Annotated in this window: 11 protein-coding genes; 6 read left to right on the forward strand and 5 right to left on the reverse strand. The window is 64.0% G+C overall.

Annotated elements, in window-relative coordinates; translation table 11 throughout:
- Positions 1 to 72: 72 nt before the first annotated feature.
- Positions 73 to 1071 carry a hypothetical protein gene (locus Q0139_RS15120; RefSeq protein WP_298023975.1) on the reverse strand — a complete coding sequence of 333 codons (999 nt, stop codon included), beginning with the start codon at positions 1069 to 1071 and terminating at the stop codon, positions 73 to 75.
- Positions 1072 to 1713: 642 nt separating this feature from the next.
- Between Q0139_RS15120 and Q0139_RS15125 the strand changes: the two genes are divergently transcribed.
- A complete protein-coding gene (locus Q0139_RS15125; protein WP_298023979.1) occupies positions 1714 to 3000 on the forward strand; it encodes a reverse transcriptase/maturase family protein in 1287 nt (428 codons plus the stop codon).
- A gap of 10 nt (positions 3001 to 3010) precedes the next feature.
- On the opposite strand, the gene uvrA is transcribed toward Q0139_RS15125, so the two are convergent.
- Positions 3011 to 6046: an excinuclease ABC subunit UvrA gene (gene uvrA, locus Q0139_RS15130; protein ID WP_298023982.1), complete on the reverse strand. Its 3036-nt coding sequence runs from the start codon at positions 6044 to 6046 to the stop codon at positions 3011 to 3013.
- A gap of 303 nt (positions 6047 to 6349) precedes the next feature.
- On the opposite strand from uvrA, the gene Q0139_RS15135 reads away from it, so the two are divergent.
- From Q0139_RS15135 to Q0139_RS15150, 4 genes are all read left to right on the forward strand, one after another.
- Positions 6350 to 8080 (forward strand): BCCT family transporter, encoded by a 1731-nt coding sequence (locus Q0139_RS15135; protein WP_298023985.1) that lies wholly within the window; start codon positions 6350 to 6352, stop codon positions 8078 to 8080.
- 25 nt (positions 8081 to 8105) lie between these two features.
- Complete coding sequence (locus Q0139_RS15140) at positions 8106 to 9044, forward strand: dienelactone hydrolase family protein (protein WP_298023987.1); 939 nt, start codon at positions 8106 to 8108, stop codon at positions 9042 to 9044.
- Between the two features lie 125 nt (positions 9045 to 9169).
- Positions 9170 to 9952: a transglutaminase family protein gene (locus Q0139_RS15145; RefSeq protein ID WP_298023990.1), complete on the forward strand. Its 783-nt coding sequence runs from the start codon at positions 9170 to 9172 to the stop codon at positions 9950 to 9952.
- A gap of 184 nt (positions 9953 to 10136) precedes the next feature.
- Entirely contained in the window at positions 10137 to 11027 is an 891-nt protein-coding gene (locus Q0139_RS15150; RefSeq protein ID WP_298023993.1) for an alpha/beta hydrolase, read from the forward strand.
- A 162-nt stretch (positions 11028 to 11189) separates the two neighbouring features.
- On the opposite strand, the gene Q0139_RS15155 is transcribed toward Q0139_RS15150, so the two are convergent.
- Positions 11190 to 12239, reverse strand: a complete 1050-nt coding sequence (locus Q0139_RS15155; RefSeq protein WP_298023996.1) for a cupin-like domain-containing protein — start codon at positions 12237 to 12239, stop codon at positions 11190 to 11192.
- 333 nt (positions 12240 to 12572) lie between these two features.
- On the opposite strand from Q0139_RS15155, the gene Q0139_RS15160 reads away from it, so the two are divergent.
- Positions 12573 to 12893 (forward strand): UrcA family protein, encoded by a 321-nt coding sequence (locus Q0139_RS15160; RefSeq protein WP_298024000.1) that lies wholly within the window; start codon positions 12573 to 12575, stop codon positions 12891 to 12893.
- Between the two features lie 242 nt (positions 12894 to 13135).
- Here the strand turns inward: Q0139_RS15160 and Q0139_RS15165 are convergent, their stop codons facing one another.
- The gene (locus Q0139_RS15165) at positions 13136 to 15055 is read right to left on the reverse strand and encodes an autotransporter domain-containing protein (RefSeq protein ID WP_298024003.1); all 1920 of its coding nucleotides are present in this window, start codon (positions 15053 to 15055) and stop codon (positions 13136 to 13138) included.
- Positions 15056 to 15152: 97 nt separating this feature from the next.
- Complete coding sequence (locus tag Q0139_RS15170) at positions 15153 to 16574, reverse strand: alpha/beta hydrolase (RefSeq protein WP_298024005.1); 1422 nt, start codon at positions 16572 to 16574, stop codon at positions 15153 to 15155.
- Positions 16575 to 16733 lie beyond the last annotated feature (159 nt).

The raw sequence follows: 16733 nt of genomic DNA on the forward strand, positions 1-16733 counted from the left end.
CTGACAATCACAACACCCCCAAAACCTCCCGAACTTCACACCTGCTTTACACCTGCTTGACACATCCGCCCGTTATCCGGCCGCCCCGTCGCTCGCTTCATCCTCGTCCTCCCAAGGACGGGGCCGCCCGATATCCATCCGCGCGGAAAGGCCGCTGCGGTCGGCGCGGTCCCAGTCGCTCAGGCTCCAGCTGTCGCTCTCCGCCGGATCGAGATCGGAAATGTCGATATCCTCGGGCGCCACGTCCTGCAGAGCGACGAGCCAGCCAATATAGGCGAGGCCCTCGCGCTCCTCTTCGGTGAACGACTCGTCCTCGATCTCGGGATCGATCACCGGATGGCGCGGGAATCGCTTTTCGGCGATCGCCCTGTCATAAGCCGGTTCGCGCGCCGGCCCGGCCCCTGCCTCTCCCGGCCGCGCGCCCTGCCGCTCACGCAGGTCGGCCGCGACCCGCTCGTCCCAGTCCGCCGTCGCGCTCTCGGTAATATAGGTGAGCAGATCGCGCGCCGAGCGGGCGTCGAAGCGGCGGCGGTCGGGATCCGGCGCGGCGGCAGGCGCCGCTGCGCCCTTCGCGTCTCCCGCCGCATCGCCATCGGCAAGGTCCGCCTCGATCGGCGGCGGATCGATCATGTCCATCAGGTCTTCCAGATGCGCCTCGGCCAGCCGCGCGGGGCGATCGTGCATCTCGCGGCTTTCCGCCATCCGGTCCGCCCGCGCCATCATGAAGCGCAGCGTCGCGCCGTCGGCCCGCGTCCGCTCGACGATCCGGCCGTCGACGACCACCTCCTCCCACACGCCGTTCAGCGCCCGGTCCATGCAGGCATCGACGAGCGCATCGCGATGGCGCAGGATCGCCCCGTCCCAGGCAAGCGCAAAGGCCGGCATCCGCCGCTTCAGCTGATAGGCCGCCTGCCGCGAAATCCCGAGCTTGCCGCACGCAGCGACGACATTCCCGCTCCGCGCGAGCTGCTCGAGAAAAAAGCGGATGCGATCGGGCGTCCAGCCGGGGGCGGGGTTGGGAAGAGGCGCGGGCGCGGTACGGGGCGCGGTGATAGAGGGGGTGTGGGACATGCGGTGATCCTTTTGGTCGGCCGCCGGTCGTGGCGGCAGCTAACCAAATAGGTTCATAGAAAATATCCTACATTTCAAGTTGTCGCGTTATTTCGGCTAGCCGATGCAGCACCGCCGCCGAGTGCACTTCAAAGAATAAAAATCAGCAATGCCCTAATGTAGTCTATACAAACTACAGTATTAAATCAGGATATAATCATTTTTATATTGACTTTTTGAAGATTTATGGTAATATAAAACTAAATATCAGACAATTCAGAGACGTGGGTTCGAATCCCACCCGAGCAACCATTCGATGCTCGGTCGTCTAGTGGTAGGACGCTGAACTTATTGGCATCCGCTGCTCGACCTGCGGTCGGGCTGCGGATGCGTCACGTTTTGGCCCAACCCTACTAGTTACAAAATGATGCGCCGCCTGCCTTGTTTCTTCCCAGAATCGACTTAAATTGTGTGGACGCCTCTGGCGATGCGAAGTGAGTCAGCCGAAGAATTCGGTGTGGCCAGTGAGCAAAGCGGCAAAGTTCTCGGGCGCGCATGCGTTCAGGATGGAGCAGTAAACGGGATTCAGTCCCTTTGCACAGAGGATAGCGCAGGTCGGATGGGTCGATAAGAGCGGGGCCCGGAGACTGGGAGGAAAGGTCCTTGACGGATTTTTCGGCATTTGTCCGAAAGCATGGCAATCTGACCAAAGCTTGGCAGACGATAAAGACCAATGGCCGACGATCATCGTCGCCATACATAACGGACGACATCGAAAAATTTTCGGAAGCCGAGAAAACAAATATCCGGTCGATTTCGGCTCGTATTCAGCACGGCACCTACGAGTTTTCGCCCGCCAAAGGCGTCGCACTCGAAAAGCCTAATAAGCCCGGGTCAATTCGTCCGATCGTGATCCCGCGCGCGACGGATAGGGTCGTTCAACGCTGTATTCTAGATGCACTTGTGTCCGATGACGCGGTCCGAAAAAAGGCATTCCAACCTTTCAGCTTTGGCGGAGTTCCCAAAGTCGACGGCGCCAGCTTGGCTGGGGTTCCGGCTGCCGTAAATGCGCTTTTGCAGAAAATCGGAGCAGGTGGCACTCATGTTATTGTTGCCGACATATCTGGGTTTTTTACGCGAATAAAGAAACCGGACGCTGTAGAAATGATCCGATCCCTTTCCACTGATGAGAAATTCGCATCTCTTTTTCAGAAGGCCATCTCAGTTGATCTGGAAAATTGCGAGCGTATTTGGCGGTACAAGGATCAGTTTCCTTATGGTGATGTGGGCGTTGGCCAAGGCGTGTGCCTATCGCCATTCTTAGGGAATTTGGTACTCGCAGATTTTGATGAAGCAATGAATGAAGGTGATTGCGCGTGCATTCGCTATGTAGATGATATTATCATCATCGCGCCTTCGGGGAAGGCGGCATCCGCACGATATAGGCGAGCCAAAAAAATGCTCTCTGAAAAGGGTATGGAGTTCTCGTCAGAAAAGTCAGACAAATTGCCATGCCCGGTCGAGAAGAAGTTCGAGTATCTCGGCATCGAGTTCCAGAATGGCCGGATACGCCCTTCATCAAAATCGCGGAAAAGCATTCTTAGAAGAACGAATGAGGTTGCCGCCAAGTCCCTACAAGCGCTCAAAAGCGCGAAAAAGGCAACAGATTTCAACATAGATTATTCGATCCCGAGGACGCAGAACAAAATTTCGGGAATGGCACGCGGTTGGGCGCATCATTATACGTTTTGTAACGATCTAGAAACGGTAAAAAATGTTGATCGGAATATATCGACTACATTTCTAAATTATTCCGCAAAGGCCGTTGAAATTGCACAGGGGAAAATTGCTAACAACCAGCCGGACCTCGCCTCAGCATTCCTCGGCTATCGAGGAATTGTGGGCATGGAGTTCAAACCATTGCATTGGCCAAAACTAAAGACTGGCTAATAAGCGCTCGTTACACCGCCACAGTCTTCTCCAACATCCCCTTTAAATATTCCCCCGTAAAACTCCCCTTCGTTTTCGCCACCTCTTCCGGCGTCCCCTCCGCCACGATCCGCCCGCCCTTGTCGCCGCCCTCGGGGCCGAGGTCGATGATCCAGTCGGCGGTCTTGATGACGTCGAGATTGTGCTCGATCACGACCACCGTGTTCCCCTGCTCGACGAGCGCGTGGAGCACTTCGAGCAGCTTGCGGACGTCTTCGAAGTGCAGCCCCGTGGTCGGCTCGTCGAGGATGTAGAGCGTGTTGCCGGTGGCGCGTTTGGAGAGTTCCTTGGAAAGCTTCACGCGCTGCGCCTCGCCGCCCGACAGCGTCGTCGCCTGCTGGCCGACCTTGATATAGCCGAGCCCGACCTGTTCGAGCATCGCCATCCGATCGCGGATCGGCGGGACGGCCTTGAAGAAGGTGTGCGCGTCCTCGACCGTCATCGCCAGCACATCGGCGATCGACCGCCCCTTGAACTTCACCTCCAGCGTTTCGCGGTTGTAGCGGGCGCCGTGGCAGACATCGCATTCGACATAGACGTCGGGCAGGAAGTGCATTTCGATCTTGAGGACGCCGTCGCCCTGGCACGCCTCGCACCGGCCGCCCTTGACGTTGAAGCTGAATCGCCCGGGTTTGTACCCGCGCGCCTGGCTTTCGGGGAGGCCGGCGAACCAGTCCCGGATCGTCGTGAAGGCGCCGGTATAGGTGGCCGGGTTCGATCGCGGCGTGCGGCCGATCGGCGACTGATCGATGTCGATCACCTTGTCGAGATGTTCGAGGCCGGTGAGCCTGTCATGCTTGCCCGCGACGAGCCGCGCGCCGTTCAGCGACCGCGCCGCGGCGGCGTAGAGCGTGTCGATGGTGAAGGTCGACTTGCCCGAACCCGACAGCCCGGTGATGCAGGTGAAGGTGCCGAGCGGGATCGACGCGGTGATGCCGTCCAGATTGTTCGCGGTGGCGCCATGGACGGTGAGCTTTGCGCCCGTGCCCTTGCGGCGCTTCTTCGGCACGGCGATCTCGCGCGTGCCGTTGAGATAATCGGCGGTGAGCGACCCCTTGGCGCGCAGGATCTGCTTCAGCGTCCCCTGCGCCACGACATCGCCGCCATGGACGCCCGCGCCCGGGCCCATGTCGACGATATGGTCGGCGCTGCGGATCGCATCCTCGTCATGCTCGACGACGATGACGGTGTTGCCGAGATCGCGGAGGCGTTTGAGGGTCGCGAGCAGGCGGTCGTTATCGCGCTGGTGCAGCCCGATCGAGGGTTCGTCGAGCACGTAGAGCACGCCCGAAAGGCCGCTGCCGATCTGGCTGGCGAGCCGGATGCGCTGGCTCTCGCCGCCCGACAGCGTGCCCGAGCTGCGATCGAGGTTGAGGTAATCGAGGCCGACATTGTCGAGAAAGCCCAGCCGCTCGACGATCTCCTTGAGGATCGGCGCGGCGATCTGGCCCTGCTGCTTGTTGAGCTTGGGCGGCAGCTCCTCGAACCATTTGAGCGCCTTGCCGACCGGGCGGCGGGCGGACATCGAGATATCCTCGCCGGCGATCTTCACGGCCAGCGCCTCGGGCTTCAGTCGCGCGCCGCCGCAGGTTTCGCAGGGCGCCGCGGTCTGGAACTTGCTCAATTCCTCGCGCATCCAGGCGCTCTCGGTCTGCATCATGCGGCGCTGGAGGTTGCCGATCACGCCCTCGAACGGTTTCTTGACGTCGTAGCTGCGCTTGCCGTCCTGGAAGCTGAGCGTGATCGCCTGCCCCTTGGTGCCGAAGAGGATCGTGTCGCGCTGCTCCTCGGTCAGGTCCTGCCACGGCGTGTCGAGCTTGAAGTCATAGGCCTTCGCGACGCTGGCGAGCACTTGCATATAGTATGGGCTGGGCGGGTTCGACTTGGCCCAGGGCACGACCGCGCCCTTTTTCAGCGATAGCGCGGGGTTGGGCACGACGAGCTCGACATCGAACTCCTGATGCTCGCCGAGCCCATCGCAGGCGGGGCAGGCGCCCTGCGGTGCATTGAAGCTGAACAAGCGCGGTTCGATCTCGGGGATGGTGAAGCCCGACACCGGGCAGGCGAATTTCTCGCTGAACACGATCCGGTTGTCGGGCACGCCCGCGCCCTTCATTTTGCCGCCGGTAAGCCCCTCCCCTTGATGGGGAGGGGTTTGGGGTGGGGTGACCTCTCCACTCCCGGCATCGCTCGCGGAAGCGTCATCCCCACCTAAATCCTCCCCCATCGATGGGGAGGACTTTCGAAGCGCTTCCTCAACCGTGCCGTCGGCGAGATCGACATAGGCCAGCCCATCGGCCAGCCGCAGCGCGGTCTCGAAACTGTCGGCGAGCCGCGTCGCGATCCCGCCCTCACCCTCATCGTCGCCCGTCCGCACGACGAGCCGGTCGACGACCACTTCGATGTCGTGCTTATACTTCTTGTCGAGCTTGGGCGCGTCCTCGATCGCGTAGATCTCGCCATCGATGCGGACGCGCGTGAAGCCCGCCTTCTGCCACTCGGCGATCTCCTTGCGATATTCGCCCTTGCGGCCGCGCACGACCGGCGCGAGCAGGTAGAAGCGCGTGCCCTCGGGCAGCTGCATGACGCGGTCGACCATCTGGCTGACGGTCTGCGCCGAAATCGGCTCGCCCGTCGCCGGGCTGTACGGAATCCCCGCGCGCGCCCATAACAGCCGCATATAATCGTAGATCTCGGTGACGGTGGCGACAGTAGAGCGCGGGTTCCGCGACGTCGTCTTCTGCTCGATCGAGATGGCGGGCGAGAGGCCCTCGATATGCTCGACATCGGGCTTCTGCATCATCTCGAGGAACTGCCGCGCATAAGCGGACAGACTCTCGACATAGCGCCGCTGCCCCTCGGCATAGATCGTATCGAAGGCGAGGGACGACTTGCCCGACCCCGACAGCCCGGTGATGACGATCATCTTGTCGCGCGGCAGATCGATATCGACACCCTTGAGATTATGCTCGCGCGCGCCTTTGACGGAAATTTTGGTGAGGGACATGGGCGAAGCTTGTTCCAGATTTGTTCTTCTTGGGCAAGGGCCGATCAGACGTCCCGTATCCATCAATGGGGATGGCGCATGTAAATCCCAAGGCCTGCCGCATCTGCCGCATCGGATGGCCACGATCGCACGCTACAGCGCTAACCTGCCTCGTGGCGCATCGTCCATTCCAAATCTGCAACGATCCGAATTTGCGAATGATCGGCCCAACTTCTATGGTTGGGCCATCACCGCGTGCCGTTCCGGCACCTGCCGCCCCTGAAAGACGGTGTGGCCGCACACACGCCCCTCGCATGGAGACCCATGGCTTCCCGAAGCGACCGCAACCCGCCGATTACACCCCCGCTTATCGATCTCCCGATCAACACGCATGATCGCGGCTTTTATGACGGCTTCAGCCGCGAGGTCACCATTCCGGCGAAGATCATCGTCTCGTTGCTCATCATGTGGGCGATCTTCTTTCCCGTCAGCGCGAACGAGACGCTGACCGCGGCGAATTCGACGATCATCTCCGCGTTTCGCGGCTGGTACGTCTATGTCGTCGCCTTCTTCATGGCGATCTGCTTCATCCTCGCCATCATTCCGGGCACCGGCACGCTGCGGATCGGCGCGCAGGACGACCGGCCCGAATTCTCTCGCTTTTCCTGGTTCGCGATGCTGTTCGGCGCGGGCATCGGCATCGGCCTGCTGACCTATTCGACCGGCGAGCCGCTCTCGCATTTCACCGACAATCCCGAGATCATTCGCGGCGCGGTGGAAAGCCAGTCCGCCGAGGCCGTGCCGTCCGCCTATATGTACACCTTCCTGCACTGGGGGTTTGCGCCCTGGGCGACCTATGCGCTGGTCGGCCTCGCCATCGGCTATATCGCCTATCGCCGGGGGCTGCCGCTGACGATCCGCTCCGCGCTCGCGCCGCTGTTCGGCAAATCCATGTCGGGCATGGCGGGCCATCTGGTCGACATCGTGGCCGTGGTCGCGACGATCCTGGGCGTGGCGGTGACGATGGGGCTTGGCGTCGAGCAGTTCGTCGCCGGGCTGGCGCGGCTGGGACTCGGCGACTGGCTGCTCGATGCGGACGGTTCCTCTTCGGCGACCGCCGTGGTGATCGCGCTGCTGGTGCTCGTCGGCGCCTCGACGCTCAGCGCGCTTTCGGGTGTCGGCAAGGGCATCAAATGGCTGTCCAACATCAATCTCGGTCTGTCCTTCCTGCTCCTCACGCTGTTCCTCGTCGCCGGATCGACGGTGTTCGGGCTGGAGCTGCTGGGCTTCGGCATTCTCGATTATCTGCGCACGCTCGTGCCCAATGCGCTGACGATCTTTCAGGATACGGGCAGTCCGGTCAGCGGCGAGCTCGTCCAGTGGCAGCTCGACTGGTCGGTCTTCTACTGGGCCTGGTGGATCGCCTTTGCGCCCTTTGTCGGCATGTTCATCGCGCGTATCTCGCGCGGGCGCACAATCCGCGAATATGTGCTGGGCGTGGTCCTCGTGCCTTCGCTGATGTGCTTCGTCTGGATGACGCTGGTCGGCGGCACGGCGATCGACCTGGAGCTGAGCGGCGCGGCGCAGGGCGCCATCGTCAACACCGGCATGGCGGACCAGCTTTACGCGACGCTCGCGGTGCTGCTCGATCCCGCCTTCGCCTATATCTTCTCCGGGCTGATCGTGATCCTGCTGATGACCTATCTGATCACGTCAGCGGATAGTGCGATCCTGATCGTCAACACGATCAACGGCGCGGGCGATACCGAGGGCGAGCGGCGATGGCATATCCTGTTCTGGGGCGCGGCACTGGCCTTCGTGGTCGGGTCGATGCTGATCCTGGGCGGGATCGACGCGATCCGCATCACGATGATCATCGGCGCCTTGCCCTTCTCGCTCGTCGCGGCGCTGATGGGCGTTTCGATCGTCAAGGCGGTGGTCTTCGATCTGATCCGGCGGCATTATGGCGTGCCGACGACCGAAGCGGGTTGCGCGGCGATGCTGGCCGAGGAAGAACGAAAGGCTGCCATGCCCAAAAAGCCCGGAACGGCCTAGCGGCACCGCCAAAGGAGACGATCCGATGTGTGACACCCCAATGCTGAACGAATGGCTGCGCAAGGGCCGTCGCGACTGGTCGGTCAACCGGCGGCGCTTCGTCGCGCTCGGGGCGGCGGGTATCGTCGCCGCCTGCGCGCCGGCCGGCCAAAGCGGGGCGATGGAGCGCGGGTCGGCGCAGGGCGAAACCGGCGGGGCCGGCGATCCGCAGGGCGACGGCCCGGCGCTGGTCGAAGATCATGTCACCATCGAAACCGCCGATGGCACGATGGACGCGTTTTTCGTGCGCCCGGCGGAGGGAAGCCATCCGGCGATCCTGACCTGGCCCGATATCGCCGGGCTGCGCGAGGCGTTCGAGGTGATGGCGCGGCGGCTGGCGGGGCAGGGCTATGCCGTGCTCGTCGCCAATCCCTATTATCGCGATACGCCCGCGCCGCAATTCACCGATTTCGACGATTTCCGCGCCAATGACGGCTTCCAGGCGGTGCGCCCGTGGCGCGAGAAGCTGACGGCGGACGCGATCATGCGCGACGCGACGGCGGCAGTCGGCTGGCTCGACGCGCAGGAGGCGGTCGATACCGCGCGCGGCGTCGGCACGCACGGCTATTGCATGGGCGGGCCGTTCACCGTGTGGACCGCAGCGGCAGTGCCCGGCCGGGTCGGCGCGGCGGCCTCGCTCCATGGCGGCGGGCTGGTACGCGAGGGCGATCCGCAAAGCCCGCATGCGCTGCTCGGCGATACGCAGGCGAGCTATCTCGTCGCCATCGGGCAGAATGACGATGCGCAGGCGCCCGAGGTGAAAACGGTGCTGCGCGAAGCGGCGGACGCGGCGGGGCGCCCGGCCGAGGTCAACGTCTACGCCGCCGACCATGGCTGGACCGTCATCGACAGCCCCGTTTATGACGAGGCCGAGGCCGAGCGGGCCTGGACGGCGATGAGCGCGCTGTTCGGCCGGGCGCTTTAGGGGCCTGCGCTTCTTTCGCCTTCTCCCGCCGGAACCGATTGCATTCGCGCGCGTAAGGCTTAGGTGCGCGGGGCGAACGGAATGCGCCCTTCGCCTCACCATCCTCCGGCCACCAAAGGACGCTCATGCGCCTCTCCATCTCCGCCATGCTCGATTACACGATCCGCGATTCGGCGGATGTGCTGCTGCAGCTCGAGGTTGCGCCCGACACCCACGACCAGGTCATCCATCGCGGCCATATGACGGTGTCGACGGGCGCGGAGCTGCATCCGTTTCCGGCCGAGGAAGGGTTCGGGCGCCGCACCTGGACGCAGGGCGCGGGCCATTTTCGCGCGGAATACAATGCCGATGTGACGATCGAGCGCGAACGCGCCGATATCGCCGGGCTGCAGGCGATGCCCTATCACAAGCTGCCGCAGCTCGTGGTCCCCTATCTCTGGCCGAGCCGCTATTGCCAGTCGGACCGGTTCGAGATCTTCGTCGGCAAGGTGTTCGGCGATGTCGCGGGCGGCGACAAGATTATCGCCATGAACGACTGGATCGACGAACAGCTCGACTATGTCCCCGGAACGAGCGACGGCACGACGACCGCCGTCGACACCTTCACGACGCGCGAGGGAATCTGCCGCGATTATGCCCATCTGCTGATCACCTTTGCGCGGGCGGCGGGCATTCCGGCTCGCATGGTCTCGGCCTATGGGCTCGGCGTCGAACCGCAGGATTTCCATGCCGTGGTCGAAGTCTGGCTCGACGACAAATGGCATCTGATCGACCCGAGCCGCTTGGCGGAGCAGGACGGGCTCGCCCGCATCGTCGTCGGCCGCGACGCCACCGACATCGCCTTCATGACGATCTTCGGATCGGCACAGCTCAACGAGCAGAAGGTGAGCGTGGAGCGGGTGGATTGACACTCTAAACCTTCTCCCGTCGGGAGAAGGCTACGCAGCCTTGCCGACAAAGGAGGCTAGGCGGAGTTGGATGAGGGGTTCCGCGCTCTCGAAAGGTGCGATCCCTTCACCCAGCTCGTTCTAAGCCGATTGTGCCCCCGGCACAATCTTGGGTTGCCGGGGGCAACCCAACTTGGCACTCCCGATGGGAGAGGGTTTGGCCATGCTCCGCTACATCATCATCGGCGTGCTTGTGCTGCTGGCGTCCGGCGCGGCGATCTGGTTTCTTGTGCCGCCACTGACGCTGTTCAACGCCATCGTGCCCAAGGACGCGGGGTCGGCGCTCGTCGCGAGCGACCGGTCCTTCGGCTCCGATCCGCGCCAGTCGCTCGACGTCTATGCGCCGACAAGGGCGGGCGCGGGAGACCGGCTGCCCGTGATCGTTTTCGTTCATGGCGGCGGCTGGCGCGACGGCAATCGCGAGGGCTATCGCTGGGCGGGGCGCGCATTCGCCGCGCAAGGCTTCGTCGCCATCGTCACCGGCTATCGCCTGTCGCCACAGGTCCATTTCCCCGATTTCGTCGTCGATGTCGCCGAAGCCGTGCGCTGGACCCGCGCCCATGCCGCAGACCATGGCGGCGACCCGGGCCGCATCGTCCTTGTCGGCCATAGCGCCGGCGCGCATATCGCGGCGATGCTGGCGCTCGATCCGCAATGGCTGGGCGAGGATCGCGCGGCGATTGCAGGCTGGGTCGGCATGTCGGGCCCCTATGATTTCCTGCCGCTCGACACGCCCGCGACGATCGGCGCCTTCGGCCGCGTCGAGGAGCCCGAAGAAACGCAGCCTGTGAACCATGTCAGCGAGGGCGACCCGCCCGCTCTCCTGCTTCATGGCAGCGAGGACACCGTGGTCCGCCCGCGGCAGAGCACGAACATGGAGCGCCTCCTGAAGCAGGCAGGCGTCTTCGCCGAGGCGCGGCTCTATGAAGGTGCCGGCCATATCAATATCATGACGGCGGTGTCGCGCTGGGGGCGGGGGAGTTATCCGACGTTGCGGGACGTCGCCGAATTCACGCGGGAGGTGGCGGGGCGCTGAATTGTCAGACTCGACCTAGCGGTCGAGCGCCGCACCGGCCCGCACCCCCACCCGGCCTCCCATTCAGGATACTCTCGTGGGAGGCCGGGTGGGGGTGGGGGTGGGGGTGCGGACCGGTGCGGCGCTTTGGCGCTAGCCAAAGTCTGACAAAAAGCTCCCCCCTCACATCTCCCCGTGGCTCGAATAGTCCGAATAGTGGTCGTTCGGCCGGGCAAAGGCGGTGAAGCTCATTCCGATGGTCAGACTCAACCCCTCGACATGGTGCCACCAGCCTACGGGGAGGAAGAGCGCCTGGCCGGGGCCGAGCGTGCATTCGATGACGCGCGGCTTGCCGGGTTCGGGATCGCCCGCCGGAAGGTCGGCGCCCGACCAGCCACTATAACAATGCCGGTTGTTCCGCATCAGCGGCGTATCGTGCGGGGCCACCATCTTCACCCGCTTTTCGCCGGCGATCTGGACCAGCAGATTGTTGGTGAGGTCGTGGTGGAAGGGCGTGATCGTCCCCTTCGGTCCCATCCAGAAGAAACCCTGCTGTTCGCCGCCCTCTTCCAGAATGCCCGGGATCGGCGCGATTTCATCGTAGAGCGGCGCGAGCCGGTCGCGATTGCGGTCGGCATTGTTCGCCGTGATATAGAAGTCGTTCGTCGGCGCGGTGCCGCGAAAGCGTTCGGCGAGTGCGGAGAACGGCACCAGCCTTTCATGCTGCAGATTGTTATATTCGTAATCGGCGTCCGCCTCGCGGCCGTCCTGCACCGCGACCTTGGTCTCGCCCAGCGTTTCGGCGATGTGATCGAGGCTCCACAGGTCCATCGCGGGCCAATGATCGACCAGCCCGTCGATCAGCACCGGCCGCCCGTGCGCATAATAATCGGCGAAAAAGCGGTCGGGCGCGATCTTCTCCTCATGCGCCAGCTCGCCGATGGCTGGATCGAGCGCGGCAGCCTTGCGCTGGTTGGCGAGCACCCATTCATATTTGCGCAGCCGGGTCTGCAGCTTCGTCATCCCGCGGTAGAACGGGTCGCGGGTCGCCGCCGTGATCTCCTTGCGGACAACATCGGCAGGGAAGCCGCGCATCGAGAGCCATTTCGCAACCTGGTCGGGATGTTCGCCGCCGATCATCCGCTCGGCCATCTGCTCGCGAACCTCGTCGGTCATGATTGCCGCCGGCCGGAACGTCATGCGCGGCGCGGAGAAAATCGGCTTGCCTGTCATGGCTCGTGTCCCGTCTTGCGTGCGAATCATCGCATAAAGTGGCTGATATGACGGCGCAATGACGCGCCGATGACACTCATCGGTCGACGAAACGCAATTTTCCGTCCCGCGCGCGGAGAAAAACGACAGCCGTCGTTAGGTTGGTCGCCGCCGCTTGGCCGTTCGTCGATTGGGCGGAAAGCGCGGCGCGATGGTCGAAGGTCGCGTGATCGGTCCCGGCGAACGGGCTATTTCGATGATCGGAGGCGGAACACGGAACACTCCGGTCCGCCAGCCGAGAAAAACGTTCAATCCGGCCGGGTACCAACTTGGCCAAGGTTCAGGAGACCTACCATGAAGAAGTTTGCTTTCGCCCTCGCCGCCGTTGCCACCGCGGCCACCACCAATTTCGCCGCGCTGTCGCCGGCCATGGCGCAGCCGCCATCGGTCACGATCGACACGACCGGCTACGATGTCGGCACCCAGGCCGGCTATGACGCGCTCGCCGGCCAGGTCGGCCGCGCCTCGCGCCAGGTCTGCGGCAATTTCGACATGCGCAACCTCGACATCGCGCCCGAAGTCATCGCCTGCCGCAGCGAAACGCACGCCAATGCGATGGCGCAGCTCGACCAGATCGCCGGCGAAGGCCGCGTCACCGTCGTCGCCTCGCGCTAGACCCGCTCCCGCAAACCTTGCCGCCCCGCAAGGTTTCAAAGGCGCCCCCCGGACAGTCCCTCGTCCGGGGGGTGATCTTTTATTTGGGAAAGCTTCTGTCAGACTTTGGCTAGCGCCAAAGCGCGGCGCCAGCCCTCTCCCCCACCCGACCTCCCATGAGCATACACTGAGTGGGAGGTCGGGTGGGGGAGAGGGCTGGTGCCGCGCCGAGCCAAAGGCGAGGTCTGACAAAAAATCCCCCCCTAAAACCCGACGCCCACGAACAACCGACCGCCGACACCGTCAAAGTCATCGCCGCCGAAGCTCGCATGGCCGAGCAGGCCGATTTCGAGCTTACCCACCGGGTTCACCGCGACGCTCGCCTCGATCCGGCCATAGTCGCCATCGGGTGCATCGACGCGGTGGGTGCGGGTGAAATCGGGGAGCGAGACGAGCGCGGTGCGGACGTCCTGCGGATCGTCGTCGAGCGCGAAATGCCAGGTGCCGCGCACCCAGAACTGGCCGTCGGGCAGTCCGTTGCCGCCGAAACGCGCCGACAGGCCGAGACCCGCCTCGCCGTAAAAGGCCTCGCTTTCCTGATCGAAGACGATCTGCGACAGGCCCGTGGCGCCGCTTTCGGCGTAGCCGTCGACGTCCGATCGCGACCAGCCGAGCCGCCCGAGCGGGTGCACCATGACGGCAGGCGAGAGCGGGATATTGCCCATCGCCTGCGCGCTCACCGATACGCTCGTGCCGTCGGTCGACCCGCTGCTGACCTGTCCGGCAACGCCCGTCGTGCGCGCGATATCGTCGAAATTGTCGAACCCGACCGAGGCGGCGGCCGAAAGCGAGATCCGCCCGCCCTCATAGCCGATAAAGCCGCCGATATTCGCGGTATCGCGGTCGAAACCGGCGGCGATGTCCTGAAAGGCGACATCGGCGTCGGTGTAGGAAGCGGCGACGCCGGCCTCGAACCCGCCGCCGAAACCATAGGCCGCCACCGCGCCGATCCGCGCCCCTTGTGCATCATAGGCGAGCGCCTGTGGCGCGCCGCCGCGCTCGTAGAAATCATAGGCGCTGTCGACGGCCAGGAGGAACCCTTCGCGCCACGGAATCGCCAGCAGGTCGCGCGCGACGGCTTCGGTGCCGATGCGCGCCGTTTCGCCGAGCGCCGCAATGGTGCGCGGCGCGCGGACCGTGTCGGCGAGGAACAGCGCCTGCAGCCGGTGCCCCGCCGCCGTCGGGAAGAAAGCGTCCCAGAAGAGGAACCGGTCCTGCACCGCCTGCGGCGCGTTCAGGCATTGCGCGACGAGCGAGCATGGCGTCGTGACGTCGCCGAAACCGTATTTCGCCGGATTGGCGGCGACGTCGTTTTGCAGCGTGAAGATGTCCGCGATCAGCACCGACTGGTCGCCCGGCGCGATGGCCGAGAGCTGCGTCACGAGCGCATTGTTGGTCTGCACACTGAACAGCGTCGCCAGTTGCTGTCCGCTCAGCCCGCCTGCGGCGGCCGCCGGGGTCAGTCCGATATTGGGCATGTTCGGCACGAGCACCGTGCCCGCACCGGCATCGACCAGTCGCTGCGCCTGCGTCGCCGTATTGGCCGCGTTGACGGCCGCGCCCTGCGCGATGATCGCGATCGCCTGATTCTGCGGCGGAGCCGTCAGCGCGATCGTGTTGAGCGCCAGCGCCGCATCGTTGTTCGACGGGTAGAGCAGCATCAGATCGTCGGGGCCGAGCGGGCCCGCGCCCGCGAGAAAGCCCGTCACCTGATTGGCGATATCGGTATCGTTCAAGGGAAACAGACCGCGCCCGATCGGCCCGGGGATCGAGCTGCCATTGCCGATCAGCGCCCCGCCCGCGAGCGACACGGGCAACTGGTCCGAAAACGCATTCCCGACGGCGTTGTTGGTGACATTGGCCGGATCATAGCCGAGCAGACCAGGGAGGATTTCGGCGGCAACCGGCCCGTTGGAAAACCGGCCGCCGAAATTCGGAGGCGAGGCGGGGAAATTCGCATCGAACGGGCCGAGCCCGGCGGCATTCGCCGCACGCAGGATCGGCGGGATATTCCCCGGATCGGCGATATTGTCCCCGAACACGCCCACGCTTTGCGCATGGGCGGTCCCGGCGCCCGCAACGGCGAGGACTGTGGAAAGCAGCAATTTGGATAAGGTCTTCACGCGGCAAATCTCCTTGAAGGGGAAAGATGCGACCCGCGTCGGGGGCTTAGAATCATGTCCGGGGCGCGCGGTCAAGCCGCGAACCCGGATAAGCCTGTCAGGCCAGGAAGCTTTGCACCGCGTCGACGAGCCGCGCCATCGCCGGTTCGCGGCTGAGCGGCACATGGCTGTTGCTGTCGAGCGTGACGAGCGTCGCCCCCGGTATCGTCGCCGCCAGTTCGATGCCCGACGCCATCGGGACACGCTGGTCGCCGCGCGAATGGATGACGAGCGTCGGCGCCTGCACGGTCGCCAGCCGGTCGCGGACGTCGATGTGGGAGAAGATATCAAGAAAGCGCAGCGCGTTTTCCGGGCTGGCCGTCTGCTTTTGATAATCGTTGAACCAGGCGATCTCCTCGCCCGTCGCATCGGGATAGAAGGTCTGCGAGAAAAGCTGGCGATAGACGGGATTGTCCTCGCCCCATCCGTGCTCGACCAGCGTCAGCACCGCCTCGCGCTGCGCCCTCTCTTCGGGCTTGGCGAACTGCCGCCACCCCGCGGCATAGCCGCCGATCAGGATGAGCTGGCTGACCTTCTCCGAATGACGCGCCGCATATTCGATCGAAACGGCACCGCCCTGCGAGATGCCGAGCAGCGGGAAGCGATCCAGCCCGACCCGGTCGACCACGGTTTCCAGGTCCTCGACGAAGCTGTCGAAATCGATCCGCTCGACATCCCATTGCGACAGCCCGCTGCCGCGTTCGTCATAGCGCACGAGCATGCGCGAACGCGAAATACCCTCGATCAGATGGCCCCATAACGGGCTGTCCCAATCGCGTTCGAGATGGTTGATCCAGTTCGCCGCCTTGACGAGCGGCGGCCCGTCGCCGGTCACCGCATAGGCGATCTGGGTGCCGTCTTCGGCGAGGCAATAATGGATCTGATGTTCGACGGGCTTGCCGGAAGGCGGTGGCGCAGCGCGCTCGCCGCTATCTTCGCCGATCCGTTCCGCCTCGCTGCGGCAACGCTCGCGATCGGCGGCCGAAAGATTTTCCGATTCCGCCGCGCGGACAAGCCAGTCGCGCCGGCGGGCGTCGACCGCAGCGCGCTCCGCCGCCAGCCAGTTGTCGTAGAAATCGGACCCGTGCCATTCGAGCCCGGCAAGCGGCTGTTCGAACATGCCCTTGACGGCCGAAGGCTCCGGTTCGTCGCCGAGCCGGTCGATGTCGAGCGTGAAATAATCGGGATCGAGCGAGACGGTCTCGCGATCGCCCTTCAGCGCATCGGCATCCTCGCCCAGCGCGGCGCGCAGCTTGGACAATGACCAGCGCAAGGCCGCACGCGGATCGTCCGGCACGTTGAAGAAGACCTCGCACAACCGTTCGCGCCGATGCACCCGCTGTTCGCGCAGGAGAAAGACGAACAACGCGCGCGTCTTGCGAGATGCGGGAAGGGCGAGCGGCGTCCCGCCCCGGCTCAGCTCAAGCTCGCCGAGCAGGCGCACCACGATCCGATCCTGCCGGTCTTCGCCCCCTGCCATCGCCATTCCCACGCAATTCCCACGGCTCCCGAGTCGGCTTTCTACGCTGATTCCAACGGTCGTTCCAACTGTACGCGCCGATAAGCGCATCATCGAAAACGCCAATCAACGGAGTGAACCATGTTTCGCGAATCGACCGTCTTCATCGCCCTGCTTGCC

This window comes from uncultured Parasphingopyxis sp. (assembly GCF_937129435.1).
In the GTDB taxonomy this organism is placed as follows: Bacteria; Pseudomonadota; Alphaproteobacteria; order Sphingomonadales; family Sphingomonadaceae; genus Parasphingopyxis.